Annotated in this window: 11 protein-coding genes; 7 read left to right on the top strand and 4 right to left on the bottom strand. The window is 54.9% G+C overall.

Annotation, left to right across the window (positions count from 1 at the left end):
* The first annotated feature begins 309 nt into the window (after positions 1–309).
* The 3 genes from NB063_RS16980 to arsJ are packed head-to-tail and all read left to right on the top strand — an operon-like array spanning position 310 to position 2,960.
* Positions 310–684, top strand: coding sequence for an ArsR/SmtB family transcription factor (locus NB063_RS16980; protein ID WP_250929940.1), 375 nt, complete (start codon positions 310–312; stop codon positions 682–684).
* On the top strand, positions 681–1,706 hold the full coding sequence (locus tag NB063_RS16975) for an ArsJ-associated glyceraldehyde-3-phosphate dehydrogenase (protein ID WP_250929939.1): 1,026 nt from the start codon (positions 681–683) through the stop codon (positions 1,704–1,706). The genes NB063_RS16980 and NB063_RS16975 overlap by 4 nt, the downstream gene beginning before the upstream one ends.
* Positions 1,707–1,721: 15 nt before the next feature.
* Positions 1,722–2,960: an organoarsenical effux MFS transporter ArsJ gene (gene arsJ, locus NB063_RS16970; RefSeq protein WP_250929938.1), complete on the top strand. Its 1,239-nt coding sequence runs from the start codon at positions 1,722–1,724 to the stop codon at positions 2,958–2,960.
* A gap of 403 nt (positions 2,961–3,363) precedes the next feature.
* Here arsJ and NB063_RS16965 read toward each other — a convergent pair whose 3' ends face one another.
* Positions 3,364–5,112: a sialate O-acetylesterase gene (locus tag NB063_RS16965; RefSeq protein WP_250929937.1), complete on the bottom strand. Its 1,749-nt coding sequence runs from the start codon at positions 5,110–5,112 to the stop codon at positions 3,364–3,366.
* A 465-nt stretch (positions 5,113–5,577) separates the two neighbouring features.
* The gene (locus NB063_RS16960) at positions 5,578–6,909 is read right to left on the bottom strand and encodes a hypothetical protein (RefSeq protein WP_250929936.1); all 1,332 of its coding nucleotides are present in this window, start codon (positions 6,907–6,909) and stop codon (positions 5,578–5,580) included.
* A 711-nt stretch (positions 6,910–7,620) separates the two neighbouring features.
* Between NB063_RS16960 and NB063_RS16955 the strand changes: the two genes are divergently transcribed.
* Positions 7,621–9,291, top strand: a complete 1,671-nt coding sequence (locus tag NB063_RS16955) for a hypothetical protein (RefSeq protein ID WP_250929935.1) — start codon at positions 7,621–7,623, stop codon at positions 9,289–9,291.
* Positions 9,292–9,529: 238 nt separating this feature from the next.
* Here NB063_RS16955 and NB063_RS16950 read toward each other — a convergent pair whose 3' ends face one another.
* Complete coding sequence (locus NB063_RS16950) at positions 9,530–10,837, bottom strand: pyridoxal-dependent decarboxylase (RefSeq protein ID WP_250929934.1); 1,308 nt, start codon at positions 10,835–10,837, stop codon at positions 9,530–9,532.
* An 829-nt stretch (positions 10,838–11,666) separates the two neighbouring features.
* Between NB063_RS16950 and NB063_RS16945 the strand changes: the two genes are divergently transcribed.
* Together NB063_RS16945 and NB063_RS16940 are read left to right on the top strand one after the other, a co-directional pair.
* Positions 11,667–11,831 carry a hypothetical protein gene (locus tag NB063_RS16945; protein WP_250929933.1) on the top strand — a complete coding sequence of 55 codons (165 nt, stop codon included), beginning with the start codon at positions 11,667–11,669 and terminating at the stop codon, positions 11,829–11,831.
* 99 nt (positions 11,832–11,930) lie between these two features.
* On the top strand, positions 11,931–13,409 hold the full coding sequence (locus NB063_RS16940) for an FMN-binding glutamate synthase family protein (RefSeq protein ID WP_250929932.1): 1,479 nt from the start codon (positions 11,931–11,933) through the stop codon (positions 13,407–13,409).
* A gap of 177 nt (positions 13,410–13,586) precedes the next feature.
* Here NB063_RS16940 and NB063_RS16935 read toward each other — a convergent pair whose 3' ends face one another.
* The gene (locus NB063_RS16935) at positions 13,587–15,449 is read right to left on the bottom strand and encodes an OPT family oligopeptide transporter (RefSeq protein ID WP_250929931.1); all 1,863 of its coding nucleotides are present in this window, start codon (positions 15,447–15,449) and stop codon (positions 13,587–13,589) included.
* Positions 15,450–15,958: 509 nt separating this feature from the next.
* Here NB063_RS16935 and NB063_RS16930 point away from each other — a divergent pair.
* A complete protein-coding gene (locus NB063_RS16930) occupies positions 15,959–17,254 on the top strand; it encodes a citrate synthase (protein ID WP_250929930.1) in 1,296 nt (431 codons plus the stop codon).
* The last annotated feature ends 288 nt before the right edge of the window (positions 17,255–17,542 follow it).

Genomic DNA, 17,542 nt, shown 5'->3' with positions numbered 1-17,542 from the left:
ATTGCGTAGGCCGGACCGAGGTCGCGAAAAACCTTGCCGTATCCGCATAAACCTGATTTGCTGGAAATACATTCTGTTATTTTCAAAATCAATCGATTTGCGACCGTAGCTCCGGCTTGGCAATGGTTTATGCGATACGGCCTACGAATCGCGTGCAATCTCCGGGCTAGCTGGCCGGACCAAGCAGAGCGAGGTCTCCTCCCAGCTCCCAGCTCCCAGCTCCCAGCTCCCAGCTCCCAGCTCCCAGCTCAAATGTGAATGTTTCGAGTCTCCATTGACAGCGACAAACATTTCGATACTTTTGGAAACATGAAAACAAATGAAGCGGTCACCGCACTCGCGGCGTTGGCTCAAGAATCGAGGCTGGAAGTATTTCGGCTGCTCTCCAAGCTCGGTGCGGAGGGGCTACCGGCTGGGATGATTGCCGAGAAAGTGAGCATTCCTCCTGCAACGCTCTCGTTCCATCTCAAGGAATTGTCACATGCGGGGCTCGTCGAATCACGCAAGGAGGGACGGTCAGTGATCTACGCAATCAACGTCAAGGGCGTCAGCTGCCTGATGGGATTCCTCACCGAGGACTGCTGCCAAGGCCGACCGGAGCTTTGCGTTCCGGCGTGCTGTGACAAGCCAGCAAAAAAAGAAACCAAACAACGACAACCTTCGCGAAAGGCCCTAAAGAAATGAGTATTCGAGTCGGAATTAACGGGTTCGGACGAATGGGTCGGCTCGGTTTTCGGGCCGCCTGGGATTGGCCCGAGTTTGAGATTGTCCACATCAACGAGGTCAAAGGCGGACCGGCGACAGCGGCTCACTTGCTTCAGTTCGATACCGTTCACGGACGCTGGGGTGACGACATGGACGTATCCGATGATGCCATCCGTGTGGCGGACAAACGCGTCGGATTTTCCAGCTACAGCACTCCCGGCGAAGTTCCGTGGCGGGACATGGGCGTGGACATTGTGGTCGAAAGTTCGGGAAAATTCCGCACACCCGAGTCATTGAATCCCTACTTCGAGCAAGGCGTGCAAAAGGTCGTCGTTGCCGCTCCAGTGAAAGACGACGCGCTGAATGTCGTCATGGGATGCAATGACGACCTTTACAATCCAGATGAGCATCATCTGCTTACCGCGGCATCCTGCACCACGAATTGTCTCGCTCCGGTTGTGAAGGTGGTTCACGAGCAGATTGGCATCCAACACGGAGTGATCACCACGCTTCACAATGTCACCAACACGCAAGTCATCGTCGACGCGCCTCACGCCGACCTGCGTCGGGCTCGTTCAGCGTTAAACTCGTTGATCCCCACCACGACGGGTTCGGCGAAGGCGATCACGATGATCTACCCCGAGCTGAAAGGAAAGCTCAACGGCTTGGCGGTTCGCGTGCCGCTACTAAACGCATCCTTGACCGACTGCGTGTTTGAACTGCAACGGCCATCGACCGCCGACGAGGTGAATCGACTGCTTCGGGAATCGTCGGAAAGCACGCTCAAAGGCATCTTGGGGTTTGAGTCCAAACCACTCGTCTCAGCGGACTTCGTCAACGACACGCGTTCCGGGATCGTAGACGGTCCATCGACCATGATGATTGATGACACGCTGGTGAAGATCCTGGTTTGGTACGACAACGAAGTCGGCTACGCCAACCGCATGATGGAATTGGTCAAAAAGGTCGCCGTCACTTTACCAAGCCGCGTATCGGCGTAACGCAACGAGACTCAAGTGGACAAGAAAAGCTACGGACTCGTCACCGCCGCCTACTGGGGATTCACCCTGACCGATGGCGCCTTGCGGATGCTCGTGCTGCTGCACTTTCACGAACTGGGTTATTCCCCAGTTAATCTTGCGTTCCTGTTTTTACTCTACGAATTCTGTGGCATCGTGACCAACCTGTTTGGTGGTTGGATTGCGTCTCGCTATGGCCTTCGGATGACGCTGTTTGCAGGCTTGGCATTGCAGATCGGAGCATTGACCATGCTATCGTTCATCCAGCCCAACTGGATCGCCTGGATTTCCGTGGCCTACGTCATGACCAGTCAGGCGATTTCCGGCGTCGCCAAAGATCTGACAAAGATGAGCTCGAAGAGCGCCGTCAAACTGCTGGTGGAGGACCGCGATGCACCGGAGGACCAGTCGCGATTGTTCAAATGGGTCGCCATCCTAACGGGCAGCAAGAATGCACTAAAAGGCTTCGGCTTCCTGCTCGGCGGGGTCCTACTCGGTTGGCTCGGTTTCGCCCCATCGCTATGGGCGATGGCCGCCGCACTCGCGGTGGTACTCGTCTTGTCGGCCACCATGTTAAAAACCGACTTGGGGAAAGCAAAATCAAAGGTCAAGTTCAAAGAACTGTTTTCCAAGAGCCGCGAAATCAACATTCTCTCGTTCGCTCGGTTTTTCCTCTTCGGGTCAAGAGACGTTTGGTTCGTTGTTGGTCTTCCCGTGTTCCTGGCATCGCAACTCGGCTGGAGCTTCGCCGGGATCGGCGGCTTCCTCGCCGCTTGGGTGATCGGCTATGGGATCGTCCAGGCGACTGCACCCCGGTTCGCTAATCGCGAAGGTGGATCCGCCGGTGGTGCTCGCGCCGCACAGACATGGGGATTCGCCCTGTTCTTGGTTTCACTGCTACTGACGCTCGCCATTCAGTTTGACTTCTATCCAAGCACAAGCATCCTCATCGGACTCGCGTTTTTTGGTTTTGTGTTTGCGGTCAATTCGTCCGTCCATTCCTATCTGATCCTCGCCTACACCGATTCAGACAACGTCGCGCTGAACGTTGGTTTCTACTACATGGCAAACGCCTGCGGTCGGCTTTTGGGAACGCTCCTGTCTGGGGTGATGTTCCTCGTCAGCGGATTGCCGGGATGCCTCTGGACTTCGACCGCATTGGTCTTGGCTGCCGCGGCGATGACGCTCTATTTGCCTGCCGCACAACCGACGGCACTCCCTGAGGCGGCCCACTAGCGGACCGGGACTCACAGACACAAAGATACCTTCTAAAATTCGTCGAGACGGACCACTCGCCAACCATCAACTCACGTGAGCGTTTCATTTTTCACCGCATGGATCGCTGATTTCTGCCACGATCAGCGGTCGTGGAAAACCGGATTCTGACACGGCAACTGCCACCATCACCGGCCCACGGTTCCACCTTTGCGGCTCCGATCATGACAATACCGCGTCCGAAACGGGACGGTCGATTTTGTGAGAGCCGACGCCGCGTCCTCGGAAGCAAGCGTTGAACTTCGCGAAAGGTGGACGACGATGGTGGCACCAAACGAGAACGTAGACGACCAATCCCGGCGGCTTCGAAACGAGTGAACGTAGCGACATCGCCGGGTTGGTTCGCAACCGAATACGGGAACGACTACTTGGCTTTGCCTGCTGTCGGGGCGGTTCCTCTCAGCTCGGAGAGCAGTTCTTGGCGTTTACTCTGCAGTTCGCTGAATTCGGCGCTCTGACGATCCAGCTTGGCGATTCGCGCGTTGAGGGCCTTGATCTCGGCGGCAAGGCTCCGGCGTCGGGTCTGAGCCTTGCTCGCGGAGGAATCGGCTGCGACTTCAACATCGTCCCAGTCGTCGGTGCGAAAGACGGACGCGGGAAGCCCCAAGCTGTTGACCAAGTTGGCTCCCGATGGATTCGCCGCCCAAGCGTAGCGGACTGCGACCGGCCTCTTCACATCCGTGCTACTGACTACAACTTCACTTCCTTCGATCGTTGCATCGGCCCAGTGCCAGACCCGATCTTCGCCCGCGATTTCGAAACGCTGGAGCGGTTTTCCGTCACGTGATTTCAAGCCGTCACCCGTCTGACGAAAACTCACGCGAATACGCCCCTCTTCGACCCGACTCGATTCAAACAGTGGTCCTGAATAGACGATGTCTCGGCCGTAGTCCTTGGCCAGTGCCCATAGTGCAAGACGCTCGCCCGGATCCTTTTTATTTTTGGGATGAATGTCATTGGCCTCGCCGACGTCGTTGATAACAGCCATGCCGGTCTTCGGCGTGGTATCGAGGATCCGGCGCATGCGGTCCTGCAGCAACGCCCAGGCATCAGGCGTACCCGGCTCGGTCGATGGTGCCCGAAAGTTGGCCAACTGAACGAAGTAGAAAGAGAAGTCGTCGTCCCACCGCTGACGCCAATCACGGATCATCAATGGCAGCGTTTGGTCGTAGGCAACCGCACCTGGCTTGGCGTTGGCTTCGCCCTGATACCAGATCGCCCCCCGCATCGTGTAACCGACAAACGGATGGATCATCGAATCAAATAACACGCCGGGCTTCCCTTCAGTGTCGAGCGGACGCTTCGGCCGTGTCGGCTTTCTCGCTAGCCGTCCTCGTTGGTCAGAAGGTTTCTTCATCCATTCGGCTCGTGCAGCTTCCCATTGATCCAGTCGGGCCTGGTACGCCACTTCTGCCTTGGCGGGATCATAGCCAGCATCGGCTTCGAGCAGAGCGTCGACCATCGCTTTGGTGCCAGGCAACGTGTTGAGTGCTTCGCGGCTTGTAAACGTTTCCACCGGCTTGCCGCCCCACGCAGTCTTAATGACTCCGATCGGAATCCCTAGTTCCATGTGCAGTTTTCGCGCGAAGAAATAGGCGACCGCCGAATAGCCGGGCACCGTTTCCGGAGAACACAGGGTCCATTCGCCGTCGATGTCGTCTTGAGGTTCCGTTGCGGTTACCGTGGGAGCATTGAACATGCGAATCAGTGGATAGTCCGACTCGGCGATCGTCTCTTTGTAAGCGGGAACACGGTCCATCGTAAACACCATGTTCGACTGTCCAGAGGCCAACCAGACTTCTCCGACCAGCACGTCGTTGATCGAGATGCGTTCGCCGCCCGCAGCCACTTCAAGTGTCGCGCCGTTCGAGTCGGCAGCCCCCGTATCGACCCCGACACGCCAGTGCCCGTCCGCGTCTGCTTTCACGCGGGCAGTCTCGTCTTTGAATGACACGGTGACCTCACTGCCAGGGCTGGCCGTGCCCCAAATCGCCGCGGATCGTTCACGCTGAAGCACCATGTGGTCACTAAAGAAATTCGGGAGGGAGAGCTCCGCCCGACAAACGTCGGGAAAGATCACCAAGAGAGCAAAGATTAACAGCAATCGTTTCATGATGGTTTTCTGGTAGGTGGGAAATGGGGCGGGAATGCGATGCGGACTCGAGCGAGTGGTTCGAATGTCGACCGATTTACCGTCGTCCGCATGGGGAAATCGACTCGGTATCCTATCAGATCCCGGAAGCTCGGGGGTCAATCACGGTTCTACTCAGGCAACATGTCGCCCCGCGTTTCGCGGATCGAAATAATCTGGAGATGCCCTTTCGCAAAGCTGTCATTCACATCCAGGAGAGTCGATCAACACGCACCACTGAGAATGCGTTCCAGCTTCCGGCGGCCATATACTCTGGTCACCGCGGGTCAAACTTGCAACAGAAAACGCCCCTCCCAAAATCTTCGCCTGCGTCAATATCTCGCGGTATGCACGACGAACAATCTCTTCGAAGGCACGTCGCATCCGGATTCCATCGGTGCTTCAAACGATGCGTTGCAGTTTGCGCTCCGCGATTGGCTCTTCGGGCTAATTGATTTTGAACACATGCACAACGCTTCGCTCATCATCAACTTTCACACGGCGTTCGACGACGTATAAAACTCCGCGCTGGCGGTCGAACGCAGCCGCGCCGAGCAAATACCGCTTTTGACGTTCGTGTTCAAACGTGGACTCGAACAAGTACTTCGTCAGATCGAGTGTTTGGTAGGGTTGCGGTTGCCAGGTTTTCCACTCGCCTCGCGCGACCTTGGCCAAATCTTCAGGATCGAAAAGGATCGCTTGTGCGCGGATTGATTCGGACCACCAACCACGCTGATCGTGAGGAAAGTCGGGCACGTCGGGAACCGGTTCATTGGGGTCGCCACTGATCGGGTACACCACGCCATTGCTAAACCCGTACCACGTTTTTCCGATCGCTTTGGTGCCAATCAACATCATCGCGGAACGATTCTCGGCGGTCAGCCACGCGCCGCCCGACCATTCGTCGGACTCACTAAACTGATTCATTTTGTGATCCGGATGAACAGCTAATTCGGCAACGCCCGGTTGAGGTTGGCCGTACAGCAGCAGCGGCTTGCAATTCGTGATCGTTTCATTCGCCGCCGGCGCGTCGGCCAAATCGGGAGGTTGATACGCTACCAACGCGGGCCCAAATCCGCCCCACTGTCCATCGCGAAATCTTCCCGTCGCCAACCGAAATCCCGGGAGATTTTTTTGTGACCAAGAGTCTGGTATTTCAAACAGATAATCGTTGAGCACATAGGCCGAATACCCGTCGAGGAACCAACAGCCCCGAGCATCCGCTTGACTCAGTTGCACACCTTTGATCCCGTGTGTTGGCCGGCGGTCAAATTCGAAGTGCTGTCCGATACACCAGTGCAATGCACCGGAGCTGGCCGAATCGGAACTAGGCAAAAATTCAATTCCCATTCGTGGGATCTCAAGCTCGCTGGCTTGCCCGCTCAGAATGTCCGTAAACGGCTGCAGCATGGCTGCAGCGGGGAGAACGTTGACCTGTTTGGCATCAGAAATCACCGGCTTGGGAATGCTGACTTCGGCGATCATTTGATGATGGTCGTGCCCGACGATAAACAGAGACCCAGGATAACCGTCGTCGTCGCCAGACGGGTCTCCTTCTGGCCAATAAGTCATCGCGTAGCCGCTATATTCCCAGTTCGAATCACCTCCCGCGACGTGCGGAAGTCGGAATGCCCCTCGATACTCAAAATCCTCTACTGAGATACGCCCACTATCAGTTGTCGGAGACTCAGGCGGATCGGCATGCACACAACTGGATAGCAACGAAACCAAGACACACATGCCATGCCGTCTCACGTATTCACCCCATTTGGCGATCATTTTTTACACCTCCGATTTAAAGTGTTCTCAGGAAGTTTGACCGCGACCGCTCCGCCCTGGTGAACCTTATTGAAAACAGAAAGCGTTACCTACGTACACGCGGTACTCGACATTTCGAGATCGTCGCGCGACACGTCGGCCAAAGCATCTCGGCTGGCACCTACGAGACACCTGCCTATTTCCACCGGTCGAGGAAAACCAACTCTCAATTTAAGTGTAAAGCAAGTCTCCCGCGTCGTGTCGACTTGCGTTCAATGCCATCGACGTTGGTAGCGGCGCGGCTCACGCCGCCACGATTTTGCGAATAAGACGTTCGAATTTACCGCGCGGCTCGCGCCGCTCCGCTAGAAACACCACGCGGTTAGTGCGAGAGTGAACGGCATTGGGCCTGCGTGCCGGAACTGCGTGGACGGAGATTTAAATGCCCCACGTGTTCTCAGACCTGGATCACGGATACCGACTGTTCATTGACGGTAGCGAAATGAGCAGGCATGCGGACGACGTCTCCAAAACATTGCCCCAGAACGTTGGGGCCCTCGCTGGGCGAAAGCTCGCCGCTCGCCGAGAAACGACAAGACCGCTGATCGGTCCACGATCTGCTCTTACTTGAATTCGTGGAGAGCGACTCGTCGTCGCGGGAGAACACATGAGGATGTGGCCAACCTAAACATTCTTGGAACCGTGGAAGGGCAGATCTCGGAGAACAGTTCTGTGCGAGAAGTCTTGAGACGAATTGTTGCGGCGGTTTGCTTGTACGGCGGCATCGCTTTGTGCCTGACCGTTGATAGCGGTCTGTATCAGATTGAACCGATCGATTGGAATCGCGAGGTCTACGATCGCCAGCAGCAGTCTCAGCAAATCACCGGCATGATGGGACAGTATCTTGGCCCCGAGATGGTCGAAGATGTCGATTTAGCCAGCAATACGCGAGGAACGATCGACGAATTCATTGCCGAGGAGACGGAGGGAAGGTTGATTGATGTGTCGGGTTCCCAATGGGAAGGGCTGTGGAATGATATCGCAGCAACCGTCCAGGATCGCGCCCCCTCGAAGGCGTGGGCACAACGACGGGGGCAAAAGTACCACGAAGATTACGTGTACCTTCCATCGTCCGCCCGGCCACTGAAGCAACTCGCAGCAACGTGGCCGCAGGGTTACTTGCAGACATACGTTCGTATCAAGCCCGTTCGATCGACTGCACGTCCGCAGTATCTCAGCGTTTCGATCTGCGGCCCATCATGCATAAGGGATGGGGCGTTGACGCACATCGTGTATCCCTACCGCACACTTGGAGCCTCGCTGCTGTTGAGCGGGCTTTTGTTTTACATCCTTGTTCCGCGGCGTCCGACTCCCGAAACAGGCATGTTCTATCAAGCCCGTGCTGCCGGATGGCTACCCGACTTTTTAGCAGCCTTTGGTTCGGGAGCTTTCTTCGGATTGCCGTTCCTGATCACCAGCGACACCGCAGGCGGCCCGCTCAGCTCGGATTGGTGGCCACTGACGTTTTTCATGTGGGCCATGGCGGGTCTCTTCGCTAGCATCTTCGTAATCACGACGTGGTACCAGACACGCCGAGTTACCTGGGACAACGATGGCATTTCGGTGGGAACATGGGGGAAGTCCCCGCAACACTTTCTGGCAACCGAGATTGAATCCATCGATCCCTTCACGTGGAAGATGCCAACCTGGCTGCGCTACGCCGCCTGGATCATCTCCATCTTTAATTGGCGCGCAACGTCGTCCGCGATTCTTCTCGAACGCTCGGACCCTGGTTTCCAACTCGCGATCAATGACGGGACGACATTCTGCTTTACCGGCGACGGCCTCTACGGCGCCGACGGGTTGCTCAAGTGGATCGACGCTCACGAGATTCCGGTGAATGCCGAAGCCCGTGAGCTGATGAAAACCAAGTCCGCCTACGAATGCGGAAAAGCCGGAACGATTGTGGGAACCATCTTTGCCGTGCTGACCTTGGGTGCAGGGACGCCGTTTCTGTTGCAGCTCGCGGCGGACGCCATGCCACAGCCAGAACCACAATATCGCGACGCTTCGTTCGAATCCAAAACCGAATTCGTGCAACCGATTCGGGACGCCAAACCGACGCTGATCGAGTCAACAACGACTACGTCACCCGACATGGCATCCAACGTCGTCATCACGCCGGAAGTTCTGCAGCGTGAAGCAGAGATCATCGAACAGATCAAGCAAATCCGCGATGAACTGCGGGGCCTGCAGTCCGAGATAGGAACGGTCTCGAATCCGAATGCAGAGGTGATCGAAAAAGTACAGACCGCAATGCAGCAATTGACGGAACTTCAAGCCGAATTCGATGCTGTCCGAGGAACTAGCCCCTCCGAGAAGGTCGTTCCTGAATCGCCATGACGAGAGAAGTGCTAATGCTAAACTTCCGTGGCGATCAGCTGCAGCTCCATCCCAAAACGCTGACGAGAAAATTCGAACAAACGACGCAAACATCTGACCAATATTGATCAAGCACGCTCTAAACAAGTCAGCAGCCACGTTGATAGAGAACTTGCAATAGCCTTCGCAGTGGGACTCGCCAAAACTGCGGTGTCAATGAGAAATTCTGGCGCAATTCACCATGGCAAGTCGGACCAGATCACTCATGCAGCCCTTCGAGGTCGGACAGAAACTTCGCCAGGACATTGCGGCTGACGTGTGGCATTACCACGACATGGGCATATTCTTCTGATTGATCATCGACATCAAGGTGCATCGTTGCCAGCGAGTACTTTTTGATGATCGTCTCACCGGGGCTGCGGAAGTAAATCGTGTTGGATAGCTCGTTGGCCCGCGTCGCGCCGAGTTGCGGGAAATGAGTATTGAGTTGATCAAAAAAGTAAGCTGCGTTGTCAAGCATCAGCCTAGCGTCGTCTCGCTGCCGGGTCAGTGCCTGGGGCGTCGTGAAGTAGTAGAACTCCGCTGGTTTGACCGCATCTCGAGAACAGATAATTGTCCCCGGCACATGGTGAATGTATTCAGGGTTGTGAATCCGGCTGAAGAGTTCGTTGAACTCGTCGTAAATGCTTTGCCGAGTGATAAACAGACCCGCAGGCGACGGAAAACCAAAGAACTTGTGACACGACACAGCGATCGAGTCGTACCGTTTAGAAACCGAGTCGTCACCGGACTGGCAAGAGACTTCGGCTGAATGATTCGTGAACGGCAGGTATCCGCCGAACAACGCGGCATCGACATGAACATAGCTTTCGTGGTGGGCCAACTCCTTTTGAATTTCGTCGATGTTGTCGATCGCGCCCTTGAAAGTGGTTCCTACGGTCGCCACCACCAACGCCGGCGAATTCGAGTTGTCAGCTAGCTTGCTTGCCAGGTCATCTGGATTCATTCCGCCGTCGGCCAGAGTGTCAACCATGACCGTCTCGAGACCTAACAAATCCCGCAAAATTTGCACCGAATAGTGAGCTTCCCGAGTGAAGTACGTCTTGGGAAGCAATCCTGTCCGGCCGCGCAGGATCGTTCTTCCCATGTACATGCCATGCATGTTGCTGTCCGTACCGCTATGAGAAAGAAAGCCCCAAAGATCGTCGGCAGGGAATTCGAATAAATTTCCAAATGCGAGGATCGTATCGCGTTCGTAATCGTGTGTGTTAAAGGGGATGGGACTCGCTTTGAAGGGATTGCCCACATTGTTAAATGCAAACGTATCCACTCCCTCTTCTGCGAGCTGTTCACGCCATCGAAAGAAGCCATCCGATGGCGTGTTCATGTTAATCGGATACCCCAGCAGATGATCCTTCAGCGACTTGAACCGGACTCGGTCTGGAACCGACCTCGTCGATATGTCATCTGCAAAAACAGACCGCTGAAATGCATCAGGTTGGCACCCCGCCGAAAGCGTCAGCATACCGATGCCGCCAAGACCAAAAAACTGTCGACGCGAAAACATGGTTATTGCTCCTCACTGCCCCTCCGTCGATAACCAAGGCAATCCACGTGCCAGAAAAACTCGTCTAGCGTCTACATCCGCCAGACCGTTGTCCACGTTCTGGAGTACGCGCCACGTATCGAGAGCCTTCGTCATCTTGAAAATGCGACTACGTGTTCTTCAAGCGATACCACACGAGGCCTACCAAAGTCCGCCGCCTTTAGCCAAATGGGTCGACTGTGATACCAACAAACACATTGCCTCCTCGTCGGAAATCGTTTGGCGCCGCACTTGATATCGATTTTCGGATCGACTCCATTCCGCGACCCCAGTGCGGAGTTTGCTGCGACTGTTTGTCACAAGTGAGACCATTTGCACAGTGTCAAATGGCTCACACCCCAAGGTCGTGTCGTGCTTCGTCAGACTTTCTTTGGGGACGGGGATACCGTCAAGTCTCACTGGCCCAAGCATCAATCGGTCCCTGTCTCACCGTCGTTTTCCAGCAACCGACCAAACCAACAAACCGCTGCAGGCTTCCACTAGCAGTTCGCCGCCAATACCGAGCCTGATCAGTGGCTCGGCCTCAACTAAACGCACGCCACGAGCTCGGTACCGCATTTGCGCATATGGAACTCGTAATCCCCGGCAGTTCATTAATCGTCTGGAACCATCCACGAAAGCCGCTCGTGTGAAAAATCTCAAGTCGGTGGATGCTGCAACTGCACTTTTGAACGACGACGGTTCTCTTGATTGAGATCGATCCATCTCGAAGTCGGCACGGAATAGACACCTCATCCGTGTTTGACTGATTTCCGAAAGAATGATCGCGGATTCGAAGAAACTCGAATGAATGCTTCCTGATCTCAACTGCCCGAGGACGGTATCCGACATGTGGGCAGGCACCGCTTGGTCGGTTGCTCTGCAGTATCGCGTCGCAATCGAAGTTGGCGGATCGCAGTGGACAAGATTTTTCTCCCAGAGCGTTCAAAACGAAGCGAAAATCGATGCCAAGTAAACCGAACCAAGTTCATAAAGACTAGAATCGTTTTATGAACCGATGCGATCACGAATTGTCATCGTATCCAGGTAACTCCATCAACGAGAAGAGTTCAACATGTATTGGCTCGAAATGATCAGCGTGATTACCGTGATCGGTCTGGTCATCTGGATTACCTTTGATCTGCTGCAATCCAAACACGCGATCCTGCATAACTTTCCGATCATCGGGCATTTCCGATATTGGCTCGAAGCGGTCGGCCCCGAACTACGGCAATACATTGTCACGGGCAACGATGAAGAGCGTCCCTTCAGTCGTGATGAACGGCGGTGGGTCTACGCATCGTCGAAGAAGGAGAACAACTACTTCGGGTTTGGAACCGACAATGATCTGGAATCTTCGTCGGGTTATCTGATCATTCGTCATGCGGCCTTTCCGATCAATGCACCGGGAACCGGAGATGAACACTACGATCCGCAGTATAAGATTGCGTGTGCCAAGGAATTAGGTGCCTATCGCCAACGACGCCATCGTTTTGTTCCAGAGTCAGTGGTCAACATATCCGCGATGAGTTACGGATCGCTGAGTCGTACCGCGATCGAGGCGCTCAATCGTGGCGCGGGAATCGCCGGATGCTTGCATAACACCGGTGAAGGAGGTGTTTCACCGCATCATCAGCATGGTGGAGAACTGATCTTGCAAATCGGAACCGGTTATTTTGGCTGCCGAAATGCCGCAGGGCGATTTGACATGAATCGCTTTCTTGATGTGATCGCGGCGAACCCCGTACGCGCCATCGAAATTAAGTTAAGCCAGGGTGCCAAACCTGGTCGAGGCGGATTGCTGCCAGCCGCCAAAATCACTCCAGAAATTTCTAAAATCAGAGGAATTCCGATGGGTAAGGACTGCGTCAGTCCCGCATCACACACTGAATTTCGAAACGTCGACAGCATGCTGGATTTTGTCGAACAACTTGCGGACAAGAGCGGTTTACCCGTCGGCATCAAATCAGCTGTTGGGCAAATCAATTTCTGGAATGACTTGGCCGACCAGATCAATCAGTCGGGGCGGAGTGTCGACTTCATCACGATCGACGGTGGTGAAGGTGGAACCGGAGCGGCGCCACTCGTCTTTTCCGATCACGTGGCTCTCCCCTTTAAACTCGCTTTCAGCAAAGTTCATCGAATCTTCAGGGACGCCGATTTGGATCAGAAAATCATCTTCATCGGCGCAGGAAAGCTGGGGTTTCCAGAGAACGCGCTGCTGGCATTTGCCTTGGGATGTGACATGGTCAACGTGGGACGAGAAGCGATGATGGCCTTGGGTTGCATCCAAGCGCAACGCTGTCACACCGGTCATTGCCCAACCGGTGTTGCGACACAAAATCGGTGGCTATTGAAGGGGCTGGACCCAACCCACAAAGCGGGACGATTCGCAAATTACATCGTTTCGCTTCGTAAGGAGTTACTGCAACTGAGTCATGCCTGCGGCGTGACACACCCTTCACTTGTTTCAACCGACCATTTCGCAATATTGAACCCAGGTTACGAAAACAGGTCCGCGACGGAGTGTTTTGGTTACACCGACCGTGTATGAAGGCACCGCGTAAAGGGGACAAGGAACGGTTCTTCATAATCCCCTGAAATGCTTGCACCGAGCTTGCACGTAGCCGATCACGAATTGGCGAGAGGCGAGTCACGGCAGTGTGTTCGGTTTTCAAACCAAAGCGGAACACCGCCACAAGCTCGAAAACCGTAGCGACATCGTCTGAAGCTAAATCGCTTTGTTGCGAGGTTTTACCATCGCGATGAAAACCGAAATGATCGCGACGCAAGCCAAGATCGATAACCAGGTCTTGGTTTCAGCCGACAGCCCGAGTTCCAAGCTCGCTACACCAGCAGCGGCCAATCCGGCGATGCCAACCGCCGTCAAGGCTTCTCCGGCAATGATGCCCGACGAGAATAAGATGCCTCGATGGAGCACACGATCATGCTCTTGCTGGGGAATGCGTCGCGAATGCAGGTGCGCGATCAAACCGCCAATCAGGATCGGAGTCGACAACCCAAACGGCAGGTACATTCCCACAGCAATCGGCATCAAATGAGCGCGGTGTTTCGAACCAACTGCTCGCAACCTTGCGTCGATCAACAGAATCACGATCCCCAGGCCGGCCCCCATCGCAATCATTCCCCAAGGAAGTTCGCCGTTGCCTGAGAAACCGCGTGCCAGGCTTGCGAACAGGCTCGCTTGCGGCGCCGATAGTTTCTCTCCACCAATGCCTCCCGGCGTGTTCTCATGCAACAATGTCAGCACGGGAGCCATCACAATCGATGCCACGAAAACGCCAGCAATCTGCATCATTTGCTGACGAAAGGGCGCTGCCCCAACGATCGCCCCCGTCTTGAGGTCGTTGCAAACGTCTCCCGCGGTACACGCAATACAGCAGACCACCGCCGCCACACCGAGCGTCGCCACCATCGCTTCCATTCCGGAATAGTTAAACAGCCATAGCATGCCTCCGGAAACAAGCACCGCAGTAATTGTCATTCCCGACACGGGACTGTTCGAGTTTCCGACCAAACCGACGATGTAACTCGCTACTGCAGTGAAGAAGAATCCCATCAACACCATCACAACCGTTGACAGTAACGTGATACCGATTCCGCCCGTGAACATGAAATTGATCCATGCAAGGATCGCAACGCAAAGGATCCCGAGCACCACGACAACGCGCGTCGGAATGTCGCGAGCTGTCGGTGAGTCATCCTCGCTTGAACCGTCAACGCCGCCGCGAAGATGTCTGATCGCAGACATCAAACCCGCCCGTACGGAGAATAACGAACTGATTCCACCCATCACCATCGCGCCAACACCGACATAGCGAATCTGGCTGCTCCAGATCTTGTAGGCTCCCTCGACAGGATCCATCGTGAGATCCGCGTTGCCATACAGCGGAATCCCGATTAGCCAGCCCAAGGCGCCGCCAATGAAAATTAACACCGCGACATTCAAACGGACAATGAACCCGACCGCCACAAGCATCGGCGAGAGGTCGCCACCGAAATAGAAAATGCGACCACCGAATGTGCGAGCCGTTTCGAGTGTATCGAGCAGCATCCCCAAAAAGCCGCCCGCGACCTTAACAAGCCCACCGACGACTCCACCAATGATCAGGCCCGTCGCCGCACCTTTGTCAGCGTTCTCACTCGAACCGGTCTCCAAAACGGCAGCACACGCGACACCCTCTGGATACGCCAGATCTTTGTTATCGACCACAAACACGCGACGCATCGGAATCATGAACAGGATGCCCAGCAATCCTCCCGATAAGGCAATGAACGTGACCACCCAAAAGTCGAAATCCTGCCAATACCCGATCATGATCAATGCCGGCATCGTAAAGATAATACCGGCGGCGAGCGACTCTCCTGCAGACGCACAAGTCTGAACTTGGTTCGCTTCCAGGATGCTGGAGTCACGAAATAACAGCCGGAACATTAACATCGCCATCACCGCCGCCGGGATCGATGCCGAAACGGTCATGCCAGCCTTCAATCCCACGTATACGTTCGCGGCGCCCATGATCACCGAAAGCAACAATCCCAGCACAACAACTCGGAGAGTAATTTCTTTCATGCCGATTAGTCCATTGACGTGAGCGGTTGTCTCGCTAGCGAATTAACAGCATACAACATGCTATTGATGACTGCATTTCCAAGCAATTTCGCCGTAGTAGCCTACCACGCTTTTTGCCACTTGCTCAATCGACCTGGTCTCAAGCAACCGGTCCGATTGACATTGCAGGGATTCGTAAGATGGGGAAGCGGTAACGCTTTGACGATTCTCCGTACGACATCGTGCGTAGCGCCCCGCAGGATTACTCACGAACCGGTGCCTCGGATAGAAGCGGTGCCTGCTTGATAGACAATACGTGCTAAGTTTTCGAGCACTACCGTGGTATTTGCGGCATCAATTCTCGCAGCACCCCTTGGTAAAGCGACGAGAAGTGTGCGTATTGGGAACACATTCTCAGGAATTGTGAACACTCTGCGTGCGATCTTATCAAGCCGCGTGCGAACCCGGCCCCGGTACACGGTTTGCTCGGATTGTGCTTTGGATGCAGCGTAACACTGGAGCACACATAGATGAGTACGACCGTCGAATCGAAGACCAATCCGCAATTAAACCTAGGTGACCGTAGCGTCGAGCTGCCGTTAGTGGTTGGCAGTGAAAATGAGCTGGCAATCGACATCTCAAGTTTACGTGAGCAGACGGGGATGATCACGTTAGACGAGGGTTATCGAAACACAGGGTCGGTGCGTTCTGGAATCACGTTTATCGACGGCGAGAAAGGTATCTTGCGGTATCGAGGGATTCCGATCGAGCAATTGGCGGAATCGTCAAGCTTCGTCGAAACGGCTTTGTTGTTGTTCTATGGTGATTTGCCTTCAAGCGACCATCTGGCTCGGTTCCGTGAGTTGCTGTCTGAACACGATATGATTCACGAAGGGATGCGGAACTCGTTTCTTGGGTATCCGCCCCACGGCCATCCGATGGCGATTCTGTCATCGATGATCAATACTCTTTCGTGCTACAACAGCGATGTTATGGAGAAAGAGGATGAGGCCTCGTTTGAGTTGTCGGCCGCCCGTCTGATGTCCAAAATCAGGACTGTGGCTGCCTATGCTTACAAGACCTCGATTGGCCAACCGTTGATTTATCCTGAACCGGAACTTAGCTATTGCCGGAATTTCCTCCACTTGATGTTCTCCACACCGACGCGGCGGCATGAGCCGCTGCAAGATGCGGTGCGGGCATTGACGCTATTCTTAATCTTACACGCCGACCATGAGCAGAATTGCTCGACCGCCACTGTCCGCATGGTCGCGTCTTCGGGTGCAAGCCTGTTTGCTTCGTGTGCCGCCGGCGTCTGCGCGTTGTGGGGACCGTTACACGGCGGTGCGAATGTTGCCGTGATGGAGCAGCTGCAGCGAATTCATGATTCGGGAACAAGTGTCAAATCGTTGATTGAACGCGTGAAGCAAAGAGAAGAAAAACTCTACGGCTTTGGTCACGGCGTCTACAAGAACTACGATCCGCGTGCGGCGATCCTCCGCCAGCATGCGGCGAAAATGTTGGGAAACATGGGCCGCACTGATCCATTGCTTGATATCGCGAGGGAGCTCGAAGAGGCTGCACTCACCGACGACTTTTTCGTAAGCCGTAACTTGTATCCCAATGTCGACTTCTACTCCGGCATCCTGCTACGCGCGATCGGGATTCCACTGAACATGTACACGGTCATGTTTGCCATCGGTCGGCTGCCTGGCTGGATGGCGCATTGGAAGGAAGTGCGTGACGGGGGCAGCCGCATCTATCGTCCTCGTCAGGTATACACAGGCCCAACCACCAGGGACTATGTGTCCGCCGAGTGGCGCTAATAGCCGTCGCGTCGGCGCGAGGGCCGAGGGGTCTCCAAATTGGGGCCACCCATATTTCAGACTTCGTCTAATTAGGGGCACCCAAATTTCTGACTCTATGCGTGTGTTGACCATTCCTTAACCGCTTCAAATGCTCCACGCATGCGAATACGTTCAAATATCACGACAGTGAGACCTCCGGCAGCGCCGAATGAAGAGTTCGCTGCCTTGCCGCGCAGCGACGAACGCTTTCGCTTGCGATTATCTTGGGAAAGCGTGACCGCGTTAGATGGATGAGAGGCCGAGCGG

This window comes from Aporhodopirellula aestuarii (genome assembly GCF_023701485.1).
Classification (GTDB): domain Bacteria; phylum Planctomycetota; class Planctomycetia; order Pirellulales; family Pirellulaceae; genus Rhodopirellula; species Rhodopirellula aestuarii.
This window is presented reverse-complemented; position numbering and strand designations above follow the sequence as displayed.

Excerpts from the sequence above, each read along its gene's own strand:
- NB063_RS16965 (WP_250929937.1), bottom strand. The coding sequence starts at position 5,112 with ATGAAACGATTGCTGTTAATCTTTGCTCTCTTGGTGATCTTTCCCGAC.
- NB063_RS16980 (WP_250929940.1), top strand. The coding sequence starts at position 310 with ATGAAAACAAATGAAGCGGTCACCGCACTCGCGGCGTTGGCTCAAGAA.
- NB063_RS16960 (WP_250929936.1), bottom strand. The coding sequence starts at position 6,909 with ATGATCGCCAAATGGGGTGAATACGTGAGACGGCATGGCATGTGTGTC.
- NB063_RS16935 (WP_250929931.1), bottom strand. The coding sequence starts at position 15,449 with ATGAAAGAAATTACTCTCCGAGTTGTTGTGCTGGGATTGTTGCTTTCG.
- NB063_RS16930 (WP_250929930.1), top strand. The coding sequence starts at position 15,959 with ATGAGTACGACCGTCGAATCGAAGACCAATCCGCAATTAAACCTAGGT.
- NB063_RS16950 (WP_250929934.1), bottom strand. The coding sequence starts at position 10,837 with ATGTTTTCGCGTCGACAGTTTTTTGGTCTTGGCGGCATCGGTATGCTG.
- NB063_RS16975 (WP_250929939.1), top strand. The coding sequence starts at position 681 with ATGAGTATTCGAGTCGGAATTAACGGGTTCGGACGAATGGGTCGGCTC.
- NB063_RS16940 (WP_250929932.1), top strand. The coding sequence starts at position 11,931 with ATGTATTGGCTCGAAATGATCAGCGTGATTACCGTGATCGGTCTGGTC.
- NB063_RS16945 (WP_250929933.1), top strand. The coding sequence starts at position 11,667 with ATGCTTCCTGATCTCAACTGCCCGAGGACGGTATCCGACATGTGGGCA.